Annotated in this window: 22 protein-coding genes, 1 other RNA gene and 1 pseudogene; 20 read left to right on the forward strand and 4 right to left on the reverse strand. The window is 72.2% G+C overall.

The window, feature by feature from the left end; all coding sequences use genetic code 11:
- Window positions 1-6: 6 nt before the first annotated feature.
- The 13 genes and pseudogenes from ACZ4V1_RS03375 to ACZ4V1_RS03435 all read left to right on the forward strand — a co-directional run bounded on the left by ACZ4V1_RS03375 (window position 7) and on the right by ACZ4V1_RS03435 (window position 10,359).
- Window positions 7-576, forward strand: coding sequence for a Uma2 family endonuclease (locus tag ACZ4V1_RS03375; RefSeq protein ID WP_468328957.1), 570 nt, complete (start codon window positions 7-9; stop codon window positions 574-576).
- 27 nt (window positions 577-603) lie between these two features.
- Window positions 604-1,434 (forward strand): AraC family transcriptional regulator, encoded by an 831-nt coding sequence (locus ACZ4V1_RS03380; protein ID WP_468328603.1) that lies wholly within the window; start codon window positions 604-606, stop codon window positions 1,432-1,434.
- Between the two features lie 20 nt (window positions 1,435-1,454).
- Window positions 1,455-2,237, forward strand: a pseudogene (locus ACZ4V1_RS03385) (DMT family transporter); the annotation flags it as partial.
- A 115-nt stretch (window positions 2,238-2,352) separates the two neighbouring features.
- Window positions 2,353-2,754, forward strand: an RNA gene (gene rnpB / locus ACZ4V1_RS03390) — RNase P RNA component class A.
- Between the two features lie 466 nt (window positions 2,755-3,220).
- Complete coding sequence (locus tag ACZ4V1_RS03395; protein ID WP_468328605.1) at window positions 3,221-3,532, forward strand: hypothetical protein; 312 nt, start codon at window positions 3,221-3,223, stop codon at window positions 3,530-3,532.
- Entirely contained in the window at window positions 3,529-4,800 is a 1,272-nt protein-coding gene (locus tag ACZ4V1_RS03400) for a WXG100 family type VII secretion target (RefSeq protein ID WP_468328607.1), read from the forward strand. Before ACZ4V1_RS03395 ends, ACZ4V1_RS03400 begins: the two co-directional genes overlap by 4 nt.
- Before the next feature lie 69 nt (window positions 4,801-4,869).
- Window positions 4,870-5,604, forward strand: a complete 735-nt coding sequence (locus ACZ4V1_RS03405; RefSeq protein ID WP_468328609.1) for a hypothetical protein — start codon at window positions 4,870-4,872, stop codon at window positions 5,602-5,604.
- The gene (locus ACZ4V1_RS03410) at window positions 5,601-6,371 is read left to right on the forward strand and encodes a hypothetical protein (RefSeq protein WP_468328611.1); all 771 of its coding nucleotides are present in this window, start codon (window positions 5,601-5,603) and stop codon (window positions 6,369-6,371) included. The genes ACZ4V1_RS03405 and ACZ4V1_RS03410 overlap by 4 nt, the downstream gene beginning before the upstream one ends.
- Before the next feature lie 6 nt (window positions 6,372-6,377).
- The gene (locus ACZ4V1_RS03415; protein WP_468328613.1) at window positions 6,378-7,025 is read left to right on the forward strand and encodes a hypothetical protein; all 648 of its coding nucleotides are present in this window, start codon (window positions 6,378-6,380) and stop codon (window positions 7,023-7,025) included.
- A gap of 140 nt (window positions 7,026-7,165) precedes the next feature.
- Window positions 7,166-7,423, forward strand: coding sequence for a hypothetical protein (locus tag ACZ4V1_RS03420; RefSeq protein ID WP_453525333.1), 258 nt, complete (start codon window positions 7,166-7,168; stop codon window positions 7,421-7,423).
- A gap of 11 nt (window positions 7,424-7,434) precedes the next feature.
- Window positions 7,435-7,803 carry a PIN domain-containing protein gene (locus ACZ4V1_RS03425; protein WP_468328960.1) on the forward strand — a complete coding sequence of 123 codons (369 nt, stop codon included), beginning with the start codon at window positions 7,435-7,437 and terminating at the stop codon, window positions 7,801-7,803.
- A gap of 514 nt (window positions 7,804-8,317) precedes the next feature.
- The gene (locus ACZ4V1_RS03430; RefSeq protein ID WP_468328615.1) at window positions 8,318-9,328 is read left to right on the forward strand and encodes a glycoside hydrolase family 11 protein; all 1,011 of its coding nucleotides are present in this window, start codon (window positions 8,318-8,320) and stop codon (window positions 9,326-9,328) included.
- 41 nt (window positions 9,329-9,369) lie between these two features.
- Complete coding sequence (locus tag ACZ4V1_RS03435; RefSeq protein ID WP_468328963.1) at window positions 9,370-10,359, forward strand: polysaccharide deacetylase family protein; 990 nt, start codon at window positions 9,370-9,372, stop codon at window positions 10,357-10,359.
- A 59-nt stretch (window positions 10,360-10,418) separates the two neighbouring features.
- On the opposite strand, the gene ACZ4V1_RS03440 is transcribed toward ACZ4V1_RS03435, so the two are convergent.
- Entirely contained in the window at window positions 10,419-10,757 is a 339-nt protein-coding gene (locus ACZ4V1_RS03440; protein WP_468328617.1) for a MazG-like family protein, read from the reverse strand.
- 44 nt (window positions 10,758-10,801) lie between these two features.
- Window positions 10,802-11,344 (reverse strand): DoxX family protein, encoded by a 543-nt coding sequence (locus tag ACZ4V1_RS03445; protein ID WP_468328619.1) that lies wholly within the window; start codon window positions 11,342-11,344, stop codon window positions 10,802-10,804.
- A gap of 144 nt (window positions 11,345-11,488) precedes the next feature.
- Between ACZ4V1_RS03445 and ACZ4V1_RS03450 the strand changes: the two genes are divergently transcribed.
- Window positions 11,489-11,815 (forward strand): nuclear transport factor 2 family protein, encoded by a 327-nt coding sequence (locus tag ACZ4V1_RS03450; protein WP_468328621.1) that lies wholly within the window; start codon window positions 11,489-11,491, stop codon window positions 11,813-11,815.
- 312 nt (window positions 11,816-12,127) lie between these two features.
- On the opposite strand, the gene ACZ4V1_RS03455 is transcribed toward ACZ4V1_RS03450, so the two are convergent.
- Window positions 12,128-12,919, reverse strand: coding sequence for an SDR family oxidoreductase (locus ACZ4V1_RS03455; protein WP_468328623.1), 792 nt, complete (start codon window positions 12,917-12,919; stop codon window positions 12,128-12,130).
- A 132-nt stretch (window positions 12,920-13,051) separates the two neighbouring features.
- Between ACZ4V1_RS03455 and ACZ4V1_RS03460 the strand changes: the two genes are divergently transcribed.
- Window positions 13,052-14,704: an alkaline phosphatase D family protein gene (locus ACZ4V1_RS03460; protein ID WP_468328625.1), complete on the forward strand. Its 1,653-nt coding sequence runs from the start codon at window positions 13,052-13,054 to the stop codon at window positions 14,702-14,704.
- Here the strand turns inward: ACZ4V1_RS03460 and ACZ4V1_RS03465 are convergent.
- Entirely contained in the window at window positions 14,691-15,707 is a 1,017-nt protein-coding gene (locus ACZ4V1_RS03465) for a Gfo/Idh/MocA family protein (RefSeq protein ID WP_468328627.1), read from the reverse strand. The genes ACZ4V1_RS03460 and ACZ4V1_RS03465 overlap by 14 nt on opposite strands.
- 106 nt (window positions 15,708-15,813) lie before the next feature.
- On the opposite strand from ACZ4V1_RS03465, the gene ACZ4V1_RS03470 reads away from it, so the two are divergent.
- From ACZ4V1_RS03470 to ACZ4V1_RS03490, 5 genes are all read left to right on the forward strand, one after another.
- The gene (locus ACZ4V1_RS03470) at window positions 15,814-17,154 is read left to right on the forward strand and encodes a multidrug effflux MFS transporter (protein ID WP_468328629.1); all 1,341 of its coding nucleotides are present in this window, start codon (window positions 15,814-15,816) and stop codon (window positions 17,152-17,154) included.
- Window positions 17,124-18,281, forward strand: coding sequence for a serine hydrolase domain-containing protein (locus ACZ4V1_RS03475; RefSeq protein WP_468328631.1), 1,158 nt, complete (start codon window positions 17,124-17,126; stop codon window positions 18,279-18,281). The genes ACZ4V1_RS03470 and ACZ4V1_RS03475 overlap by 31 nt, the downstream gene beginning before the upstream one ends.
- Before the next feature lie 290 nt (window positions 18,282-18,571).
- On the forward strand, window positions 18,572-19,576 hold the full coding sequence (locus ACZ4V1_RS03480) for a small ribosomal subunit Rsm22 family protein (protein WP_468328633.1): 1,005 nt from the start codon (window positions 18,572-18,574) through the stop codon (window positions 19,574-19,576).
- Between the two features lie 23 nt (window positions 19,577-19,599).
- Window positions 19,600-20,874, forward strand: a complete 1,275-nt coding sequence (locus tag ACZ4V1_RS03485) for a sensor histidine kinase (protein ID WP_468328635.1) — start codon at window positions 19,600-19,602, stop codon at window positions 20,872-20,874.
- Window positions 20,875-20,887: 13 nt separating this feature from the next.
- Window positions 20,888-21,550, forward strand: a complete 663-nt coding sequence (locus ACZ4V1_RS03490) for a response regulator transcription factor (protein WP_468328966.1) — start codon at window positions 20,888-20,890, stop codon at window positions 21,548-21,550.
- Window positions 21,551-21,719 lie beyond the last annotated feature (169 nt).

The raw sequence follows: 21,719 nt of genomic DNA on the forward strand, positions 1-21,719 counted from the left end.
ACTGCCATGGCCCACGAGCCGCTGACGCAGGCGGAGGTCCTGCTGGAGGGGTTCCTCGCCCTGGACACGCCGGAAGGCTTCCGGGCCGAGCTGATCGAGGGGGAGATCGTTGTGACGCCGCCGCCGGACGGGGATCACGAGGACTACATCAATCTGATCATGAAGCAGGTGATCAGGCGGTCCCGGACGGACATGGACTTCTCCGGGAACAAGGGCCTGAGGCTGAAGAGCGGAGGCGCCTGCCCGAAGGACCACGCGATCCCGGACGGCACCTTCGCACCGACCGAACTGCGGCTCTACCGGGGTGCGGACCCCTGGATGCCCTGCGAAGGCGTCGCGCTGGTCCTCGAGGTGACGTCCGCCAAGCCTCGGGCCGACCGCGAGGCCAAGCGCCGCTGCTACGCCCGGGGAGGCATCCCCCTCTACCTGCTCGTCGACCGCGAGGCATCGTCGATCACACTGTTCAGCGACCCGGAGCAGGACGACTACCGCGAGCACCGCACCCGCCCCCTCGGCAAACCCCTCACCCTCCCCGCCCCCTTCGCCCTCGAACTGGACACCGCCGACTTCCTCTGATCCCGTTGGGGCAGGGGGTGGCAAGCGGTGGACGTGCGCGAACAGGCAAGGTGGACCAGGGCCCGGCTGGGGACGGACGGCCCGCCCCTCGACCTCCTCACCGCCCGCTTCGACCGCCACGTCTACGCTCCGCACGCCCACGACGAGTTCACGGTCGGCGTCACCGTCGGCGGCCTGGAGGTCATCGCCTACCGGGGCGGGCACATCCACTCGGGCCCGGGATCGATCGTCGTCCTGGAACCCGGCGAAGTGCACACCGGCGGCCCGGCAGCCCCCGACGGCTACTCGTACCGCGCCCTGTACGCGGCCCCCGACCTCCTCGCCGACGGCACCCGCGGCACCCGCCTCCCACACTTCCGCCAGCCCGTTCTGGAGGACCCGGAACTCGCCGCCGCCCTGCGCGCCGCCCACACCGACCTGACCCGCTGCCCCGACCCCGTGGAGACCGAGTCCCGCCTCCCCTGGCTGCTCACGGCCCTGGCCCGCCGCCACTCGGTGGCCCGCGCGACCGACGACACCGTTCCCGGCGCCGACCGCATCGCCCGCGTCGTACGCGACCGCCTCGCCGACGAGCTCCTGGCCCCGCCGTCCCTGGCAGCCCTCGCCACCGACCTCGGCCTGTCCCGCTACCAACTGCTGCGCGCCTTCCGTACGACGATGGGGATACCGCCGTACGCCTGGCTCGCCCAGCACCGGGTAGCCAGGGCGCGCGGGCTCCTGGACGCGGGCCTGCGCCCCGCCGAGGCGGCGGCACTGGTGGGCTTCGCCGACCAGGCCCACCTGACCCGCTGGTTCCGCCGCGTACTGGGCGTGACCCCGGCGGCGTACCGCAACAGCGTTCAAGACGGCACCGCCTGACCCGGCCGAGACTCGGCCGCATGACTGCACGCGGCTGGCTTCTGTTCTCCCTGATGGGAGTGGTCTGGGGCATCCCCTACCTGATGATCAAGGTGGCGGTGGACACCGTGTCCCCGTCAGGGGTGGTGTTCACGCGCTGCGCACTGGGCGCCGCCATCCTGCTCCCCCTCGCCCTGCGCAAAGGGGGCCTGCTCCGCACCGTGGGGACCCACTGGAAACCCCTCCTCGCCTTCGCCGTCATCGAGATCATCGGCCCCTGGTGGACCCTGACCGACGCCGAACGCCACCTGTCCAGCTCCACCGCGGGCCTGCTGATCGCGGGCGTCCCCATCGTCGGAGTCGCCCTGGCCCGCTTCTTCGGCGACACCGAACACCTCGGCATACGCCGCGTGACCGGCCTGGGCCTCGGACTGGCCGGCGTCGGCGTCCTCACCGTCCCGCACCTGACCGGCGGCGACGCCCGCTCACTCGCCGAGGTGCTGCTGACGGTGGTGGGCTACGCCACGGCCCCGCTGATCGCCGCCCGCCACCTGAAGGACGTCCCGTCCCTCCACCTCACGGCGTCCTGCCTCACCCTCGCGGCCCTGGTCTACGCCCCCGCCGCCATCGCGGGCCGCCCGGACGAGCTGCCCTCCGGAGAGGTGTTCGCCGCGCTCACCGGCCTGGGCGTGATCTGCACGGCGATCGCCTTCGTCGCGTTCCTGGAACTGATCAAGGAGGTCGGCCCGACCCGCGCGTCGGTCATCACGTACGTCAACCCGGCGATCGCGGTCGCGGCCGGCGCGCTCTTCCTGGACGAGTCCCTGACCCCCGGCGTCATCGCCGCCTTCGTCCTGATCCTGGCCGGCTCGGTCCTGGCCACGGTGGCCACCGGACCGGGCCGGCGCGCACGCCCGGTACCATGGTCGACACGGCAGACGAGCCGGGCGGGCGGCCGCGTGGAGTCCCTCACGGGACTTCCCGAGGAACGTCCGGGCTCCACAGGGCAGGGTGATGGCTAACGGCCACCCGGGGTGACCCGCGGGACAGTGCCACAGAAAGCAGACCGCCGGAGATTTCGGTCTCCGGTAAGGGTGAAACGGTGGTGTAAGAGACCACCAGTGCCCAGGGCGACCTGGGCAGCTAGGTAAACCCCACCCGGAGCAAGGTCAAAAGGAGACACCCCGGTGTCTCTGCGCGGACGTTCGAGGGCTGCCCGCCCGAGTCCGCGGGTAGACCGCACGAGGCCGGCGGCAACGCCGGTCCTAGATGGATGGCCGTCGCCGGCGGGCCCGCGAGGACCCACCGGAACAGAACCCGGCGTACAGCCCGACTCGTCTGCCGCTCCTTATTTCCTCAGGTCAGAGCCACGTCCATCCAGGTCGTGTGGGCCTGGCCGTCGAGCTTCGACTCGACGTCCATCGCGGTCAGGCTGTCGGCCGGTTGGGCCCTACCACGACCGCTCGCATCGAAGTCACCGACACTCGCGGCGAGCGCGTGCCTCCCCGGCCGGGGGCCACCGCCCCCCACCCCGGGAGTCGGAGTCGGACCGGGGCCTCCTCCTGGTCGCCGGCCTCGCCACCCGCTGGGACTGGCATCCACGCATCGACGGCCCGGGCAAGACCGTCTGGGCCGAGTGCGAGTTCCCAGCTGTGACCGTTGCTGATCGCTGATCAGTTGGATGCGCCCGGGTTCGGACAGTCAGAAGAACGATCTTGAAGGGCCCCCGGCGGGTCGCCTCATATTCCCGCTGTATAGCGTTGGTTCGCGCGAGTGAAGCAGCAGTGACAGCAGTGGCGGGGGATTCATGGGCGACCTGTACATCGACTACGAGATGCTGGAGCAGACGCAGAAGGACATCCGCGACATCCACGAGGTGATGGCGGCGCCGTGCCGTGAGATGGAGGAGGTCGACGGCGCCGCGATGGGCGTCTTCAAGCTCGCCAAGCGCATGGACGACTTCGGCGACGAGTGGTCGTACGGGATCAAGCAGATGTCGAAGTTCTCCAAGTCCGCGGCGAAGGCGCTGGGACAGATCAAGAAGACCTTCGAGGAGACGGACGAGGAGTTCGCGCGGGAGCTGGAGAAGGCCCGGCCCGCGAAGGGCGGGAAGCGGTGACGGACTACTCGCAGCCGGGCTGGCTGCGTCCGGACCCCGCCGCCGACGCCCGCTTCCCGGCGATCGGATTCTGTCCCTGCCCTGGCAACCAGATGGACGCCGCGCGCGTGGCGGAGATCGTCGTCCGGACGGGAAAGACGCTGCGCGACATCGCCCAGGTCCTCAACGGCACCGGACGTGGGGAGTGGAAGGGCAAGGCCGCCGAGGCGTTCCGTGAGCAGTTCCACGACGACTTCCGGCCCAAGGTCAACGACGCGCGCGACTCGTTCACCGATGCCGGGCGGGCCTTGGACGACTGGGCACAGTACATGCGCGGGCGTCAGGCCTACGCAGAGAAGCTGGAGAGCGAGGCGCAGGACGCCAAGGACAAGGCGGCCGGCCTCCAGCGCGAGCTGGACCGCATGCCCCCCGAACCCGGCTTCACCGAGCGGCTGCGCGACCAGACGCACGAGGAGAAGGAGAAGAGGGAGAGGCAGGAGGCCGAGCGCAGCGGCAAGGAGAAGTCGCTCCACACGGCCAACGCCGATCTGGAGGCGGTACGCGGCCGGGCCGAACGACTGCGGGATCGTTACATCGAGGAAGGCGGGGCGGTCGCCGACCGGCTCAAGCACGCGATGGACGTCGCGCCCAACGAGCCGGGCATCTGGGACAAGATCGGTGAGGCCATCGCGGACTTCGCGAAGATGGCCGCCGAACTGGGCGAAGCGATCCTCGACGACATCAAGGACTTCCTCAAGGAGTACGCCTGGGTCTTCGAGATCATCGGCAACGTCGCCGGTTTCGCCAGCACCGTGCTCGGCCTGCTCTCCCTCGTCCCCGGACTGCAGTTCCTGGCTGCACCGGCATTGATCCTCGGTGCCGTCGCACTCGGGTCCCACTACCTGCAGAAGGTCGGGGAGTCGGGAAGCTTCGTCGACGCGCTCACGGACCCGACAGTGCTCGCGGACGCCGCCGCGCTGACCTTCGGGTTCGGCGCGTACCGTCTCGGCAGTCAGCTGGGCAAGATGGCGGGAGCCTCGCCCTACGGCTTCTTCCGGGGGGTTCTCACCCAGCCCGGTCATGTCATGGAAGGGGCCGAGTTCGGACTGAAAGTCGCCCAGTTCGGCGCCAACTGGGGCGCCAACACCGCGGCCCTCGGACCCGGCGGAGGGGCTCAGCTGATGTGGGACCTCGGGAAGTACGTAGTCCCGGGCGACCAGACGAAGGGATCGGGCGATGACGTGTGGCCCGAAGCCCTGACGCCCGCGCCCCTCAGGGATGAGAAGTGACCTCGGCCATGGCCGGCCGGCGGGCCCGGACGCACGAGCCCATCGACCGCACGTTCAGAATGGTCTGACATGACTGTCTCACCGCACCTCGACGTCTCCGCCCTGCGGGACCCGCTCGGTTCCGTCCTGCTGTACGCGCCGACCGACTGGTTCGACCTGCTCGCCGACGGTCACGACGAGGAGGCCGCACGGGCGCGCTGCGTCGACCTGATCAATCGAAGCTACCCGCACAAGGCCACCGGTCTGCGCCAGGCCTACACCGACGCGCTGCTGGCCTGGCGGCGGGTCCTCCTGAGTCAGGGCGTGATCACCCACGGCGTGGTCGCGGTGCCCGAAGGCGAGTACGGCAGGGCCGTGTGGCAGATCAGCGCCGGAGTCGTCGAGGTGCCCGCGGCCAACCAGGACGTGGACCTCGGTGAGGTGCTCGCGCGGCATTTCGGGCAGGAACTGCGGGGGCGGCAGGTGTACACCGAATCCTTCCCCACCGAGATGGGGATCGGCATGGGAATCATCTCCCAGCCGGAGCTGCACTCGGCAGACAGGGCGGAACTCTTCCCGGAGGCCGCGAAGGCCGAGACGGACGGGGGCTGGGGCGGCGGAGCGGGGGCGACCCGCCCCCTGGCGAAGCTCGGACTCGCCGTCTGCCTGGCCTGCCCGCCCGGCGGCGGCCGTGGACTCCTGGTCGTGGGTACCTGCCTGGACGCCGAACAGGTATTGGCGATGGCGAGCATCGTGGCCCTCATCGCAGGAAAGTCGACCTTTCTCGAAGACCCTGAACCTGCCGAGGACGGTGCGTCGTCATGAACCCGGGAAGCCCGCCGGACCTCCCCCCGGACCCGCGGACACTGATCTGGTACGACCGGGCAGCCCTCCTGACCGCCCGCGCCGCGGCGACGGACGTCCTGGCCCGGCGCGGTATGGCGCTGCGGAGCATGCTGTGGGCCTGGCTGGCCACGGCGGTGATCGCGGGAGGCTGGCTCCTCGCGTGGGTGGGACTCGGTTGGTACCTCGGCCTCGACCGTCCCGATGGCACGGAACTGCTGGTGGCCGTCGTGCTCGTGGTCGTCCCGCTGCTGGCTGCGGGAGCGGCCGCCGCGGCGTTCGTACGCGTGGTGCGGCGGGGCCGTGCCGCGCAGAGGCTGCTGGAGGCGTGGTCGGAGCTCGATCGCCTGCCCCCGGCCCGCTCCCTCCCGCCGGGGAACATTCCGCAGCCGCTCGCCTCCACGTGGGACCTGATGCGGGCGGGGCAGCCCTGGAAGAACACCGTTCCGCTGGACGGGCGCCGGTACCTGGTGTTCCTGTCCGGAAAGGCACTCGTGTGGATGATGGCGCCCGTCGCACCGCTTCTGACCGGTGTGGTCCTGGTGCTCGTCGCCCTGACGGGAGACCTCGGCCAGGGCGACGGCGGTGCCTGCGTCCAGGCGGGCGTGGCCGGTGCGGGCGCGGGGATCGCGGCCGTCGGCCTCTGGGGGGTGGGCAAGGGGGTGCGGCACTACGCGTGGGCACTGCGGGAAGCCCGGGCGAGGGTGTCGGAGGAGAGGACCTGGCCGGTCGTTCCCGCGCGGTGGTAGGTGGTGATGGCAGGTCCCCAGTGGCTCGACAGGCTCGAACGGCGGTACCCGGCACCGCGCTTCTACGTGTGCGTGACCGTCCTGGCCGCTCTTGACGGCGCCATGCTCTCCGGCGTCGTCGGCCGCTGGCTCGTGTTCCCCGGCCTTGCGGGGGCGCTCGGGCTGTTGTGGTTGGTCGCGGTGCACACCGGTCAGCGGATGGCCCTGGCGCTGGTGTTCCTCCTCTCCGCCGCAGGGCTCTTCGGCCTCGGTCTGTTGCTGATCCAGGACCGGGCCCTGCAACAGCGCGGCGAGTGGATCGACGCTGTCGTGACGTCGAGGGAGCAGACCAGGGTCAACTCGACCTGTGAGCTGAGCGGGAGTGACGGCACCCGCTTCGCGGGCCCGGCCGGTGGCTGTCGTGGCGCGCGAGTCGGAGACCAGGTCCGGGTCTATTCGGATCCCGAAGGCGAGGTGCCGCCCAGCTGGAGTGCGCCCCACGTCGCCAGGTGGGTCTGGTCGGCGGCGGGGGTCAACGTCGTCTTCACCGCGTGCGTGCTCCGCGCGGCCGTCCTCGGCCTGCGCGGGAACCGGCACGCCGGGGCACAGGGGCCCGGCACAAGTGATGGCCGGCCCGCGCCGCCTCCACCGCAGGCCCCTCCGGCCCGTTGGTGATCAGCCGCGCGCCGGCACGAAGCAGGTGAGAGGTCCCCGGCACCTCGGCCGCGGCGATGGCTTGCCGAGTGGATCTCCCCGCCAGTGGACGGGTACGTACCCGTACCCATACTCTGGCTTGCCCAGACCGAGGAGGCACCGTGTCCGACGCCAATGTCCGCATCCCCGCCGAGGCCCGGGATAGGCTCGCGCGGATAGCTTCCTCCGAAGGCATGTCGTTGCGGGGGTACCTCTCCCACCTCGCCGAGACGCTGCTCACACCCGAGGAGAGGGCGGAGAGGGCCGAACAGACCCGCGTCGCCCTGCGGGAGTGGAACGGCTACGACCCGAGCGCGAGCGAGCAGGCGGCTCTCGACGCGGAGCTCGACCGGCGGCTGAGTGAGGCGGGCGCCAGGTGACGACCGAGCCCCTGCATATCGTCCTGGACGACACCGCGATGGTCGCGGCCGGCAAGGGCAATGTGCTCGCCTCCCGGCTGATCCACCGCGCCCAGGCCGAGGCGGGCTGGTTCCTCTACGCCCCCGCCTGCGCCCTGGTCGCGGCGGACCGGATCCGGCCCGGCACGGCGGAGCATCTTGCCGCGTTACCCGGAATCACCGTGCTGGAACTGGGCCTGTCCGCCGTGCTCGCCGTGGCCCGTGAGGCCTCCTGGGCTCCGGCCCACACCCGGTACGCCGCCGAGCCGACGGCCGAGCGGCCGAACGGCGCGGTGATCGCCACCACCGAACCCGAAGCGTGGAGGGGGCAGCCCGTACGCCTCATCGGCCTCGGGCCCTGACCTCGGCGTCACCCCCTCCCTGCGGCTCGTCGCGCGGTCACCTCGGACGAGTGGTCCGACTCGGACGAGTGGTTCGACAAGCTCCCGGCTCAGGCGAACGCCGGCATGATCCGCTCCTGGGCGAGCCGCAACTGCGAGCGGTCTGGTCCGGGCCCAGTCGACGCGGTAGTGGGCGGCGTATCAGGCGTGGAAGCCGACCTCGTCGGCGAGTTGGTGTTCTGCCTCTCCGGAATCTGTGATCCCGCCCGCCGTTGTCCAGACGGCATCGACGCCATCGAAACATTCGGTGAGTCGTACTGTGATTTCTGATCATGGTGTCGCGCGCCGTGCTGCTGGATAGCCTCTTCAATCCGCGTGGCTGGGTTGAGCTGCCCTGTCTGGCAACTTGTGAACGGCATGGCGGGCCGAAGATTTCGAAATTTTTACCGAAACTGTTGACGGCCGACGGGTGCGGCTCAACACTGGCGCCGTTGTCACACCCCCACGGAACCCCCACGGAGAGGAAGCACCCGCCATGAACGTGCTCGTCCAACCGGGGCGCCGCAGAAGCGGTCCCGTCACACTGCTCGTCAGGAGTGCGTGGGCCTTCGCGCTGGCCGCCCTGGCCGCGCTGATGCTGCCGGGCACCGCCCACGCCGGCACGGTCGTCACGACCAACCAGGAGGGCACCAACAACGGCTACTACTACTCGTTCTGGACCGACAGCCAGGGCACCGTCTCCATGGACATGGGGTCCGGCGGCCAGTACAGCACCTCGTGGCGCAACACCGGCAACTTCGTCGCGGGCAAGGGCTGGAGCAACGGCGGGCGCCGGACGGTGCAGTACTCGGGCACGTTCAATCCGTCCGGCAACGCGTACCTGACCCTCTACGGGTGGACGTCGAACCCGCTCGTCGAGTACTACATCGTCGACAACTGGGGCACCTACCGGCCCACGGGTGAGTACAAGGGCACCGTGACCACCGACGGCGGCACCTACGACATCTACAAGACGACCCGCTACAACGCGCCCTCCGTCGAGGGCACCCGCACCTTCGACCAGTACTGGAGCGTGCGGCAGTCCAAGCGGACCGGTGGCACCATCACCACCGGCAACCACTTCGACGCCTGGTCGCGTGCCGGAATGCCGCTGGGCAACTTCAGCTACTACATGATCATGGCCACCGAGGGCTACCAGAGCAGCGGCAGCTCCAACATCACCGTCGGCGGGACCGGCGGTGGCGGCGGTGGCGGCGGCGGTGGCGGTGGCGGTGGCGGCGGTGGCTGCACCGCGACGCTGTCCGCCGGGCAGAAGTGGGGCGACCGGTACAACCTCGACGTCTCGGTGAGCGGGGCCAGTGACTGGACCGTGACGATGAACGTGCCGTCCCCGGCGAAGGTCCTGTCCACCTGGAACGTCGACGCCAGTTACCCGAGCGCGCAGACGCTGACGGCCAAGTCCAACGGCGGCGGCAACAACTGGGGCGCCACCATCCAGGCCAACGGCAACTGGACCTGGCCCTCGGTCTCCTGCAGCGCGGGCTGACCGCACCGGACACGAGGAGAGGAGGCGCAACTCGTATGCGCATGCGCACCAGACCACGCCCGCCACTGCGTGCCCTCGTCACCGGTGTGGCCGTCGCCGCGCTGGCCGCCGCGGGCACCGTGGCCGCCGACGCCGCCCCGGCGCGGGCCGCCGCCTGCGACGGCTACGTCGGACTCACCTTCGACGACGGCCCCTCCGGCAACACCCAGGCCCTGCTCAACGCGCTCGAGCAGAGCGGGCTGCGGGCCACCATGTTCAACCAGGGCCAGTACGCGGCCCAGAACCCGTCCCTGGTCCGGGCCCAGGCCGACGCCGGCATGTGGGTAGCCAACCACAGCTATACCCACCCCCACATGACCCAGCTCAGCCAGGCGCAGATGGACTCGGAGATCTCCCGGACCCAGCAGGCCATCGCGAGCGCCGGTGGCGGTACGCCCAAGCTGTTCCGCCCGCCGTACGGCGAGACCAACGCCACGCTGCGGTCGGTCGCGGCCAAGTACGGGCTGACCGAGGTGATCTGGGACGTCGACTCGCAGGACTGGAACAACGCCGGCACCGACGCGATCGTGCAGGCCGTCTCCCGGCTGGGCAACGGCCAGGTCGTCCTCATGCACGACTGGTCGGCCAACACGCTCGCGGCCATCCCGCGCATCGCCCAGACCTTGGCGGGCAAGGGCCTCTGCTCCGGCATGATCTCGCCGCAGACCGGCCGCGCGGTCGCCCCCGAAGGCGGCGGGGGCGGCGGGGGCGGTGGTGGCGGTGGCGGTGCGTGCACGGCCACGCTGTCCGCCGGCCAGCGGTGGGGGGACCGGTACAACCTCGACGTCTCGGTGAGCGGGGCGAGTGACTGGACCGTGACGATGAACGTGCCGTCCCCGGCGAAGGTCCTGTCCACCTGGAACATCGACGCCAGTTACCCGAGCGCGCAGACGCTGACGGCCAAGTCCAACGGCAGCGGCGGCAACTGGGGCGCCACCATCCAGGCCAACGGCAACTGGACCTGGCCGACGGTCTCCTGCGCCGCCGGCTGAACCCGGCCCGCTCCTGGGGCACGGCGGTCCCCGGCCGCCGTGCCCCGGACGGGCAGGCCTCAGGTGCCCAGCGACCGCCCCGCCACCCGCGCCAGATGCCGCGCGAACACCTCCCGCGCGTCCGGCGTCAGCGTGCGCAGCGCCACCAGTGCCGTGATCACGACGTCGCACAGCTCCGCCTCGACGTCGTCCCACGTGTGGGTAACGCCCTTGCGCGGGTTCTGGCCGGTCGCGCCGATCACCGCCTCGGACACCTCGCCGACCTCCTCGGAGAGCTTCAGCATGCGCAGCAGGAGGCCCTCCCCGCCGCCGACGGGCTGGTCGGCCTCCAGCCACTTCCACAGGTCGTCGATGGTGTCCCAGAGGCCGGGGGGCGTGCCGTTACGGTCGTCGCTCATGCGGGGCAGCCTGCCACGGAGGCCGGTCCGGCCGGGACGGTGCGTCAGTCGAACAGCGGTTCCTGTTCGCCCTCCGCCGCCTTGCGTACCCGCTTGTTCCGCGCCCCCACGACCACCGCCGTGGCCGCGGCCGTCGCCGCCAGGGCGGCCGGGACCATCCAGTTCCGGTTGACCGCGTGCCCCAGGGCGTGGTCCAGCGAGAGGCGGCCGGGGCCCGTGACCGCGAGGCCGGCGGCGGTCAGGCCGAGGGACACCGCGTACTCGTAGCCGCCGGCCTGGGCGAAGAAGCCGTTCGGGGTGTGCACCGCCGCGGCGCCCGCCATCGCGCCGGCCGCCGCTGCGCCCGCGGCCGGGGTGGCCAGACCCAGCGCCAGCAGCGTTCCGCCGCCCGCCTCCGCGAGCCCGGCCGCGGTGGCGCTGGCCCGGCCCGGCGTGTAGCCCATGGCCTCCATGGCCTGGCCGGTGCCCTCGATGCCGCCGCCGCCGAACCAGCCGAGCAGTTTCTGCGCGCCGTGCGCGGCCAGGACGCCGCCGGTACCCAGCCGGAGCAGCAGCAGCCCGAGATCACGCCGGTCATAACAGTTCACGTCGACTCCCTCGCAGGTGGTGGCGGCTCACCCCCCCACCGTCGCCCGACCGCGCCGCTCGGGCCCGTCGCGGGCGCCGTTCGGGTGGTGGGCCGATTGGCGGGCCGGGTGGCGGGGGCCCGGGGCCGGTGTGACGCTGCCGCCATGACGATTCAGACCACGCGACTCAGCGACCCGGCCGTCCGCGCCTTCGTCGCCGCCGTCAACGCCCACGACCGCGAGGCCTTCCTCTCCCTGCTCTCCCCGGACGCCACCATGGCCGACGACGGGAACGACCGGGACCTCGGCCAGTGGATCGACCAGGAGATCTTCTCCTCCCACGGCCACCTGGAGGTCGACAAGGAGTCGAACGGCGGTCGCGCCCTCATCGCCCGCTACAGCAACGACACCTGGGGCGAGATGCGTACGCGGTGGGACTTCACCGTGGACGAGGAGGGGCGGATCGCGCGGTTCGAGACCGCGCAGGCGTAACCGCGCAGGCGTAACCGCGCAGGTGTAGCCGCGCAGGTGTAGCCCGCGTCCGCGTGGTCTGCGCGGCAGCCGTTCCGCCCACCGGTGTGCATCCCGCGGTCCCACGCGGGATCCACCCCCAGCCGGTGCGGCGGGACGGCTGCCGCCTCCCCCTCGGTGTGGCCTGCGGAACGGCAGGAGCGTTACGGAAGGCCAACGCTCCAAATGTGAAGCTCTGGTGAAGGCGAGTTGAGCATATGCCCTTCACCGGCCGCGATACTGCGGACTGCGAAATTCCGATTGTGTGAGACAGCGGTGGTGCGCGCGGTGGGCTCAGCCGCGGCCCACGTACGGCATCGCCGTCGCCATGACCGTCGCGAACTGCACGTTCGCCTCCAACGGCAGCTCCGCCATGTGCCGCACCGTGCGCGCCACGTCGGCGACGTCCATCACGGGCTCGGGTGCCGTCTCCCCGTTGGCCTGGAGCGCGCCGGTCTGCATACCTGCCGTCATGTCGGTCGCCGCGTTGCCGATGTCGATCTGCCCCACCGCGATGCCGTACGGGCGGCCGTCCAGCGACAGTGACTTGGTCAGGCCCGTCAGCGCGTGCTTGGTCGCCGTGTACGCCACCGAGTGCGGACGCGGCGTGTGGGCCGAGATCGAGCCGTTGTTGATGATCCGGCCGCCCCGCGGGGCCTGTTCCTTCATCTGCCGGTACGCCGCCTGCGCGCACAGGAACGCCCCGTTGAGGTTGGTGTCCACCACGTGCCGCCACGCCTCGTAGGGCAGGTCCTCGACCGGCACGCCGCCCGGGCCGAACGTCCCGGCGTTGTTGAACAGCAGATCCAGCCGCCCGAAGCGGTCGCGTACGGCGCCGAACAGGGCCGCCACGTCCTCGGGGCGTGACACGTCGGCGCGCACGGGGAACGCCGTCGCACTGCCCGCGGGGGCCTGTGCGGCCGTCTCCTCGAGCGTCTCGACGCGCCGGCCGGCGAGGGTCACTGACCAGCCGGCCGCCAGCAGTTCGACGGCGACCGCCCGGCCGATACCGGAGCCGGCGCCCGTGACGACGGCCACTTTCTGTGCGCGGACCTGTTCCTTGTCGGCGGTTCTCACGGTGTTCATGAGTCGGCAGCGTACGCGTGGCGGATCGTGCGGAACTCACCCTCCCGACATGGGTTCGCCATGTTCGCGCCAAGAAAGGGTCGTTCCCGGCCCTTCGAATGCCCCTTGCAACCACTGCAAGGGGAGGAACGGATGACACCCGCGAACCACCAGGCCCAGTCCCAGCCCTCGCACGCGCCCGAACTCCGCGCCGCCGCCCGCCACCTGGGCCGCCGTCGATTCCTGACCGTCACCGGCGCCGCCGCCGCGCTCGCCTTCTCCGTGAACCTGCCGGCCGTCGGCACCGCGAGCGCCGCCGAGCTCGACGCGGCACAGCTCACCGACGACCCCTTCACGCTCGGCGTCGCCTCCGGCGACCCGCGGTCCGACTCCGTCCTGCTGTGGACGCGCCTGGCCCCCGTCCCGTACCAGGCCGACAGCGGGCTGCCCGCCAAACGCGTCGACGTGGGCTGGGAACTCGCCCTCGACGAGCGGTTCCGCCGCGTGGTCAGACGGGGCAAGGCCACCGCCCACCCCGAGTTCCACCACGCCGTGCACGTCGAGGTCGACCACCTCGCCCCCGGCCACGTCTACTACTACCGCTTCCGCGCCGGCCGCTGGGTCAGCCCGGCCGGGCGCACCCGTACCGCGCCCGCGCAGCGCAGCCGGGTCTCCGACCTCACCTTCGGCGTGGTCTCCTGCCAGAAGTACGACGAGGGTTACTACACCGCCTACCGGCACCTGGCCCAGGAGGACGTGGACGTCGTCTTCCACCTCGGCGACTACCTCTACGAGTACGCCGTCAACGACGTCGCCGGCCGGCGCGCCTACCCGGCCGGCACCCTCCCCTCGCTGTTCAACCGCGAGACGGTGACCCTGGACGACTACCGCCTGCGGTACGCCCTCTACAAGTCGGACCCCGACCTGCGGGCCGCGCACGCCGCGCACCCCTTCGTCGTCACCTGGGACGACCACGAGACCGAGAACAACTACGCCGACGGGACCCCGGAGAACAGCGTCCCGCCGGAGGAATTCCTCGTCCGGCGGGCCGCCGCCTACCGCGCGTACTGGGAGAACATGCCGCTGCGCCGGCCCCAGCTGCCCGACGGTCCGGACCTGAGGCTGTACCGCCGCCTGCACTGGGGCCGGCTGGCCCAGTTCGACGTGCTCGACACCCGCCAGTACCGCTCCAACCAGGCCTACGGCGACGGCTGGCAGTACTCCGGGCCCGAGTCCGAGGACCCGAGCCGCACCCTGACCGGCGACGCCCAGGAGCGCTGGCTGATCAACGGCTGGCACCGGTCGGACGCCCTGTGGAACGTGGTGCCCCAGCAGGTCACCTTCTCCCGGCGGTTCAACTCCACCACCCTGCCGTCCAAGGTCTCCATGGACTCCTGGGACGGCTACCCGGCCTCGCGCGAGCGGGTGCTGGCCGGCGCGCAGGCAGCCGGAGTCGAGAACCTCATGGTCCTCACCGGCGACGTGCACGTCTCCTACGGCTTCGACATCAAACGCGACTTCGACGACCCCGGCTCCCGGACCCTGGGCACGGAGATCGTCACCACCTCCGTCACCAGCGGCCGCGACGGCGCGGAGAAGCCGTCCAACTGGGACACCCTCATGGCCGCCAACCCGCACCTGAAGTTCTTCAACGGGCGGCGCGGCTACGTGACCGTGTCACTCGGCCGGGAGTCGGCGCGCGCCGACTTCAAGACCGTGTCCCACGTGACCACGCAGGGCGCGCCGCTGACGACCGCCGGGTCCTTCGTGACGGAGGTGGGGGAGCAGGGGCTCAAGCCGGCGTGACCGCACGCTCCTCGCCGGGGTAGCGGACGCCGACGCGGTCACGGATCGTGTCGAGCGTCCGCATCACCGCCAGGGTGCCGTCGAGCGGGACCAGCGGGGACTCGGACTCGCCCGCGCGCAGCGCGCGCATCACCTCCCGGGCCTCGTGCTTGAGGCTGGCCCGGGGGCCGTCGGCCGGGTCGGCCCGGAACTCCTGCGGGTCCTGGCCGTCCCGGTGCAGCACGAAGTGGTCCGGGAAGAAGAAGCCGTACGGGACGTCGATGCGGCCCTTGGAGCCGGTGACCGAGGCGGAGTTGGGCGTACCGCCGGTGATGGAGCAGTGCACCGAAGCGAGAGCACCGCTCTCGTAGGAGAGCAGGGCACCCGTCTGGAGATCGACGCCCTCGTCGGAGAGCACCGCTCGCGCCGCGATGTCCGACGGCTCACCGAGCAGCAGCTGGGCGAACGACACCGGGTACACACCCAGGTCGAGCAGCGCGCCGCCGCCCTGCGCGGGGTCGCGCAGGCGATGCGCGGGCGGGAAGGGCCCCGCCAGCCCGAAGTCCGCCTGAACGCTGCGCACCTCGCCGATCGCGCCGTCGTCGACCAGCGACTTCAGCCGCCGCACCAGCGGGTTGCAGTACATCCACATCGCTTCCATCAGGAAGCCGCCGCCCCGCCGGGCGAGCGCCACCAGTTCCTCCGCCTCGCGCAGGTTCAGCGTGAACGGCTTCTCGCACAGCACGTTCCGCCCCGCCTCCAGGCACAGGCCGGCGGCCGCCCGGTGCGCCGAGTGCGGGGTGGCGACGTACACCACGTCGACCTCCTCGTCCCGCGCCAGCGTCTCCCAGTCGCCGTACGCCCGCGGTATCCCGAACCGCTCCGCGAACGCCTTCGCCGACGCCTCGGTCCGCGACGCCACCGCCACGACCTCCGCGTCCGGCAGATCGACCAGATCCGCCGTGAACGTCGCCGCCATCCCGCCGGTCGCCAGAATCCCCCAGCGCACCCTCTGCCCGGTCACCGCTGACACGCTGCCCCACCCTCGCTCAGATTCGTTCGAGTCTGTTCGTTCAAGTCCGTACGAGCTGAGAGCATAGGTGGCGGATCTGTCGAAGAGGGAGGGGCACATGCCCGAGCGCGGGCCGTCCATACCGCACCCATCACCGGACATGGACACGAAAACAGCTACGGACACGGGCACCACACCGATCACCGAGCGAGCGGCCGGGCCGGAAACGGGACCGGCCGCCCGCTCGCTGCGCGCCACCCGCCGCACCGGCCTGCTCGTCACGCTCATCCTCGGCGGCCTCACCGCGACGCCGCCGCTGGCGATGGACATGTACCTTCCGTCGCTCCCGGACGTCACCCGCTCCCTCCACGCGTCCGCCGCGACCGTCCAGCTCACGCTCACCGCGTGCCTGGCCGGCATGGCGCTCGGGCAGCTCGTGGTCGGACCGATGAGCGACAAGTGGGGCCGCCGCCGCCCGCTCCTGGCGGGCCTCGCCGTCTACGTCGTGGCCACCGCACTGTGCGCCCTCGCGCCCACCGTCGAACTCCTCGTCGCCTTCCGGCTGGCGCAGGGCCTCGCCGGAGCCGCCGCCATCGTCATCGCCCGCGCCGTCGTCCGCGACCTGTACGACGGTGTCGCCATGGCCCGCTTCTTCTCCACCCTCATGCTGATCTCCGGAGTCGCGCCGGTCGTCGCGCCGCTCATCGGCGGGCAGGTCCTGCGGGTGACGGACTGGCGGGGTGTGTTCGTCGTGCTCACGGTGGTGGGGGTGGTCCTGGGCGTCGTCGTGTGGGCCAAGCTGCCGGAGACCCTGCCGGAGGAGGAGCGGCACGCGGGCGGCGTCGGCGGCACCCTGCGCGCGATGCGCGGGCTGCTCGCCGACCGCGCCTTCACCGGTTACATGCTCGCGGGCGGCTTCGCCTTCGCCTCGCTGTTCGCCTACATCGCCGCCTCGCCGTTCGTCATCCAGGAGATCTACGGCGCCTCCCCGCAGACGTTCAGCCTGCTGTTCGGCGTCAACTCGATCGGCCTGGTCGTCGTCGGACAGATCAACGGCAAGATCCTCGTCGGACGGGTCCGGCTGGACCGGGTGCTGGGTCTCGGGCTGCTCATCGTCATCGCCGCCGCGACCGCGCTGCTGCTGATGTCCCTCGGCGTCTTCGGCGAGGTCGGCCTCGCGCCGGTCGCCTGCGCGCTGTTCGTGCTGATGTCCGCGATGGGCATCAGCCTGCCCAACACCCAGGCGCTCGCCCTGATGCGGGTCGAGAAGTCCGCCGGCTCCGCCTCCGCGCTGCTCGGCACGTCCTCGTTCCTCATCGGCGCCGTCGCCTCCCCGCTCGTCGGGATCGCGGGGGAGGACACCGCCCTGCCGATGGCCGTGGTCCAGCTGGTGGCGGCGCTGGTGGCACTCGCCTTCTTCCTGGGGATGTGCCGTCCATCGGAAGGAGAGGACAGCTGAGCGTTCCGAGACTGCGCAGCGGCACCCCGGAGCGGGCCGGGCTCGCCCCCGGGCAGCTCCGCCGTGTCGTCGAGGAGGTGCACGGCCTCACCGCCGGTGAGCGTCCCTGGGCGGCGGGTGCCGTCGTGGCCGTCGGCCGCGGCCCCGTGCTCGCCGTCGAGGAGGCCGCGGGGTGGGCCGTGCGGTACGCGTCCTACGACTCGCGCGCCGACGCGGGCGTGGAACTGCCCGAACGCTCCAGGGTGCCGATGACCGTCGGCACGCCGTTCGATCTGGCGTCCCTGACGAAGGTGTTCACCGCGGTCGCCGCCGTGCAGCAGATCGAACGGGGCACGCTCGGCATCGACGCGGAGGTCGGCGCCTATCTGCCGGACTTCCGGGCCGCCGCCGCGCACCGCGTCACCGTGCGGCAGCTGCTCACGCACACCTCCGGGCTGCGGCCCGAGCTCCCGTTGTACGACTGCGCCGACGACGAGGCACGACTGCGGCGGCTGCGGGCGGAGCGGCCGGTGGGGGTGCCGGGCACGTACTGCTACTCGGACCTGAACATGCTGCTCCTCCAGCACGTCCTGGAACGCGTCACCGGCCGCGGCCTCGACGTCCTCGTCCACGACGGGATCACCCGGCCGCTGGGCATGACGGCGACGCGCTTCGGGCCGTGCCCGGGCGCGGCGGCGACCGAGGACCAGCGCAGGCCGTGGGCCAAGGCGGACCGGGGGATGCTGAGAGGTGTCGTCCACGACGAGAACGCGTGGGCGCTCGGCGGGGTGACCGGTCACGCGGGGCTGTTCTCGACGGGGCGGGACCTCGCCGTCTTCTGCCGCGCGCTGCTGGCGGGGGGCTCGTACGGGCCGGCCCGCATCCTCGGGGCGGACTTCGTGGAGCTGCTGCTCACCGAGCCGGGGCTCGGGTTCGCGCTGGACCAGCCCTGGTTCATGGGCGAGCTGGCGGGGCGGGGGGCGGCCGGGCACACCGGGTTCACGGGCACGATGCTGATCCTCGACCGGGCGACGGACACGTTCGCGGTCCTCCTCGCCAACACGGTCCATCCGCGCCGCCGCACCCCGGACAACGGGCCCCGGGCGGCGCTGGGGACGCGGGTGGCGCGGGCGGTGCGGGAGATTTGAGCCGAGGTGCCTGCGGCGGCCTGCGCGGGAGACTGCGCAGGAGTGCCTGCGGCGGCCTGCGCGGGAGACTGCGCAGGAGTGCCTGCGGCGGCCTGTGCGAGAGACCGCGCAGGAGTGTCTGCGGCGGTCTGCGCGGGGATTGAGCAGGAGTGTCTGCGGCGGCCTGTGCGGGAGAGTGAGCCGGGGTGTCTGCGGGCGGCCTGCGCGGGGCCGGCGGGGGTGTGCGTGGCGGGGTGCGTCCGGATGCCGGTCGGGGCCGTGACCGAGCGCCCGCCCCGTAGAATCGACGGGTGAACGACCCAGCCACCCCCGCCGACACCCTGCGTACCGCCCTCGCCGACCTGGTCGACGGGCTGCCGCCCCGGCAGGCCGCGCAGGCCGTGGAGCGGCTGATCGCCAGCTATCGCGGGGCCACCCCGACCGACGCCCCGATCCTGCGGGACCGCGCGGACGTCGTCGCCTACGCCGCCTACCGCATGCCCGCGACCTTCGCGGCGGTGCGGTCCGCGCTGGCGGCGTTCGCGGACGCCGTGCCCGGGTGGGTGCCCGGGAGCCATGTCGACGTCGGCGGTGGGACCGGCGCGGCGACCTGGGCCGTCAGCGACACCTGGGGCGGCGTTCGCCCGGTGACCGTGCTCGACTGGGCCGAGCCCGCGCTGGCCCTCGGCCGGGAGATCGCCGCGGCCCACCCGGCCCTGGGCGACGTACGCTGGCAGCGCTCCCGGATCGGATCGGCGCTCACCGTCGAGAGCACTGATCTCGTCACCGTCTCCTACGTGCTCAACGAGCTGACCGGCGCCGACCGCTCCGCCCTCGTCGACGCCGCCGCCCTGGCCGCGCGGGCCGTCGTGATCGTGGAGGCCGGCACACCGGACGGGTACGCCCGGGTCATCGAGGCCCGCGACCGGCTGATCTCCGCCGGGTTCCGGGTCGCCGCCCCCTGCCCGCACAGCGCCGCCTGCCCCATCGTCCCCGGCACGGACTGGTGCCACTTCGCGGCGCGGGTCAGCCGTTCCTCCCTGCACCGCCAGGTCAAGGGCGGTTCCCTCGCCTACGAGGACGAGAAGTTCAGCTACGTCGCCGCCACCCGGCTCCCGGTCGACCCCGCCCCCTCCCGGGTGGTCCGGCGTCCGCAGATCCGCAAGGGCCAGGTGCTGCTCGACCTGTGCGAGCCCGACGAACAGCTTCGCCGCCGGACGGTCACCAAGCGCCACGGAGACCTGTACAAGGCCGCCCGCGACGCGGACTGGGGTGATCCCTGGCCCACGCCGGAAGCCGACCCGCCTGCCCAGTAAGGCCGTTGACCGGAGGAATGCGGATGGAGACACCGCGGGACAGCTCGGCCGGCGACCGGCTCACCGGGCGGCGGGACATCATGGTCCGTACCGTCTCCGCCGCGCTCGCCGCGGTGCGGCAGCTCACCGGCGGCCTCGGCACGGCCCTCCTCGCCCTGCTCGTCCTGTGCGGGGTCGTCGTCACCGCCCTGGCCTGTCTGGTCGGCGTCGGCCTCCTCATGGCCCCGGCCGTGCCGCGGGCGCTGCACACCCTCGCCGGCAGGGAACGGCGACGGCTGGGCCGCTGGGGCCCCGAGATCATCGCCCCCGATCCGCCGCCCACCCGGCTGCGGCTCGCCCTGGCCGACCCCACCACCCGGCGCGAGCTGCGCTGGCTGGTCCGGCACGCCACCCTGGGGCTCCTCCTGGGCCTGGCCGGTCTCCTGCTGCCCGTCTGCGCCGTCCGGGACACCACCTTTCCCCTGTGGTGGCGGCTCGTGCCCAGCGACGCGACGACCACGTCCGTGGGCGTCGGGACCGCCGAGTCCTGGCCGGACGCCGTCGCGGCGATGCTGCTGGGCCTGGGCTGGATGGCGATCCTGCTGGGTCTGGGGCCGGGCATGGCACGGCTTCAGGCCGGTCCGGGGCGGTCGCTGCTCGTGGCGGGTCCGGGTACGGATCTGTCGTTGCGGGTGGCGGAGTTGACGGCGACGCGGGCCGCGGCGCTGGACGCGCATGCCGCGGAGTTGCGGCGTATCGAGCGGTCGCTGCACGACGGCGCGCAGAACCGGCTGGTGTCGGTGACGGTGCTGCTGGGCGCCGCGCGGCGGATGGCGGCGCGTGATCCGGTGGGTGCGGACGAGTTGCTGGAGCGGGCGCAGTCGGCGGCGGAGCAGGCGTTGGGGGAGTTGCGTGCGGTGGCGCGCGGGATCCTGCCGCCCGTACTGGCGGACCGGGGGCTGGCGGGGGCGCTGTCGGGGCTGGCGGCGGACTGCGGGGTGCCCTGCGGGGTGGCGGCGGACGTGCCCGAGCGGTGCGCGGCGTCGGTGGAGGCGACGGCGTACTTCGTGGTGGCGGAGGCGTTGACGAACGTCGCGAAGCACAGTGGTGCGGGGCGGGCGTCGGTGACGGTGCGGGGACGGGGCGACCGGTTGCGGCTGGTGGTCGAGGACGACGGACGGGGCGGCGCCGACGAGGGCGGGGGTTCGGGGCTGACCGGTATCCGGCGCCGCGTCGCGGCGCATGACGGCACTCTCCGCCTGGCCAGCCCGCCCGGCGGACCGACCATCCTGGAAGTGGACCTCCCCCGTGGAACGTGAAACGGACCGCGCCCTGCGGATCGTGATCGCCGAGGACGACCCGTTGCTGCGCGAGGGACTCGCCCTGCTGCTGCGGGCCGAGGGCCTGGACGTGGTCGCCACCGCGGACACCGCCGAGGCGGTGCTCGACGCCATCGGCGAGCACGAGCCCGACGTGGCCATCCTGGACGTACGCATGCCGCCCACACACACCGACGAGGGCGTCCGCGCGGCCGTCGAGGCCCGGCGCCGGCGCCCCGCGATGGCCGTGCTGGTGCTGTCCGCGTACGTGGAGCAGTCCTTCGCCACCGACCTGCTGACCGGCGGGGTGGGGGGCCTCGGCTACCTGCTCAAGGAACGCGTCGGGCGGGTCGAGGAGTTCATGGACGCGCTGCGCCGGGTCGCGGCCGGAGGCACCGCCATCGATCCGGAGGTCGTCGCCCAGCTGTTCACCCGGACCCGTCAGGACACCCGACTGGAGCGTCTCAGTCCCCGGGAGCGGGAGGTGCTCGCCCTGATGGCGGAGGGCCTCGGCAACAGCGCCATCGCCGCACGGCTGGTCGTCACCGACGGCGCGGTGCACAAGCACATCCGCAGCATCTTCGCCAAGCTCGACCTGTCCCCGGCCGACCAGGTCGACCGTCGGGTGGCGGCCGTCCTGCACTACCTGGAGAGCGCGCGGGCACAGCCCCGCTGACCGGCGCGCCGTCCGACCCGTTCCGGCTCTCCGCGCGACGCCGTCCGACCCGTTCCGGCCCTTCGCGCGACGCCGTCCGACCCGTTCCGGCCCTTCGCGCGACGCCGTCCGACCGGTGTGGGAGGGGGAGGTTGTTCCTTCCCCTAAACCCCCTTTTCGTTCGATTCTG

It is taken from the genome of Streptomyces sp. NPDC028991, from assembly GCF_055564775.1.

Excerpts from the sequence above, each read along its gene's own strand:
- ACZ4V1_RS03375 (WP_468328957.1), top strand. The coding sequence starts at position 7 with ATGGCCCACGAGCCGCTGACGCAGGCGGAGGTCCTGCTGGAGGGGTTC.
- ACZ4V1_RS03395 (WP_468328605.1), top strand. The coding sequence starts at position 3,221 with ATGGGCGACCTGTACATCGACTACGAGATGCTGGAGCAGACGCAGAAG.
- ACZ4V1_RS03405 (WP_468328609.1), top strand. The coding sequence starts at position 4,870 with ATGACTGTCTCACCGCACCTCGACGTCTCCGCCCTGCGGGACCCGCTC.
- ACZ4V1_RS03410 (WP_468328611.1), top strand. The coding sequence starts at position 5,601 with ATGAACCCGGGAAGCCCGCCGGACCTCCCCCCGGACCCGCGGACACTG.
- ACZ4V1_RS03415 (WP_468328613.1), top strand. The coding sequence starts at position 6,378 with ATGGCAGGTCCCCAGTGGCTCGACAGGCTCGAACGGCGGTACCCGGCA.
- ACZ4V1_RS03430 (WP_468328615.1), top strand. The coding sequence starts at position 8,318 with ATGAACGTGCTCGTCCAACCGGGGCGCCGCAGAAGCGGTCCCGTCACA.
- ACZ4V1_RS03435 (WP_468328963.1), top strand. The coding sequence starts at position 9,370 with ATGCGCACCAGACCACGCCCGCCACTGCGTGCCCTCGTCACCGGTGTG.
- ACZ4V1_RS03440 (WP_468328617.1), bottom strand. The coding sequence starts at position 10,757 with ATGAGCGACGACCGTAACGGCACGCCCCCCGGCCTCTGGGACACCATC.
- ACZ4V1_RS03450 (WP_468328621.1), top strand. The coding sequence starts at position 11,489 with ATGACGATTCAGACCACGCGACTCAGCGACCCGGCCGTCCGCGCCTTC.
- ACZ4V1_RS03455 (WP_468328623.1), bottom strand. The coding sequence starts at position 12,919 with ATGAACACCGTGAGAACCGCCGACAAGGAACAGGTCCGCGCACAGAAA.
- ACZ4V1_RS03460 (WP_468328625.1), top strand. The coding sequence starts at position 13,052 with ATGACACCCGCGAACCACCAGGCCCAGTCCCAGCCCTCGCACGCGCCC.
- ACZ4V1_RS03470 (WP_468328629.1), top strand. The coding sequence starts at position 15,814 with ATGCCCGAGCGCGGGCCGTCCATACCGCACCCATCACCGGACATGGAC.
- ACZ4V1_RS03485 (WP_468328635.1), top strand. The coding sequence starts at position 19,600 with ATGGAGACACCGCGGGACAGCTCGGCCGGCGACCGGCTCACCGGGCGG.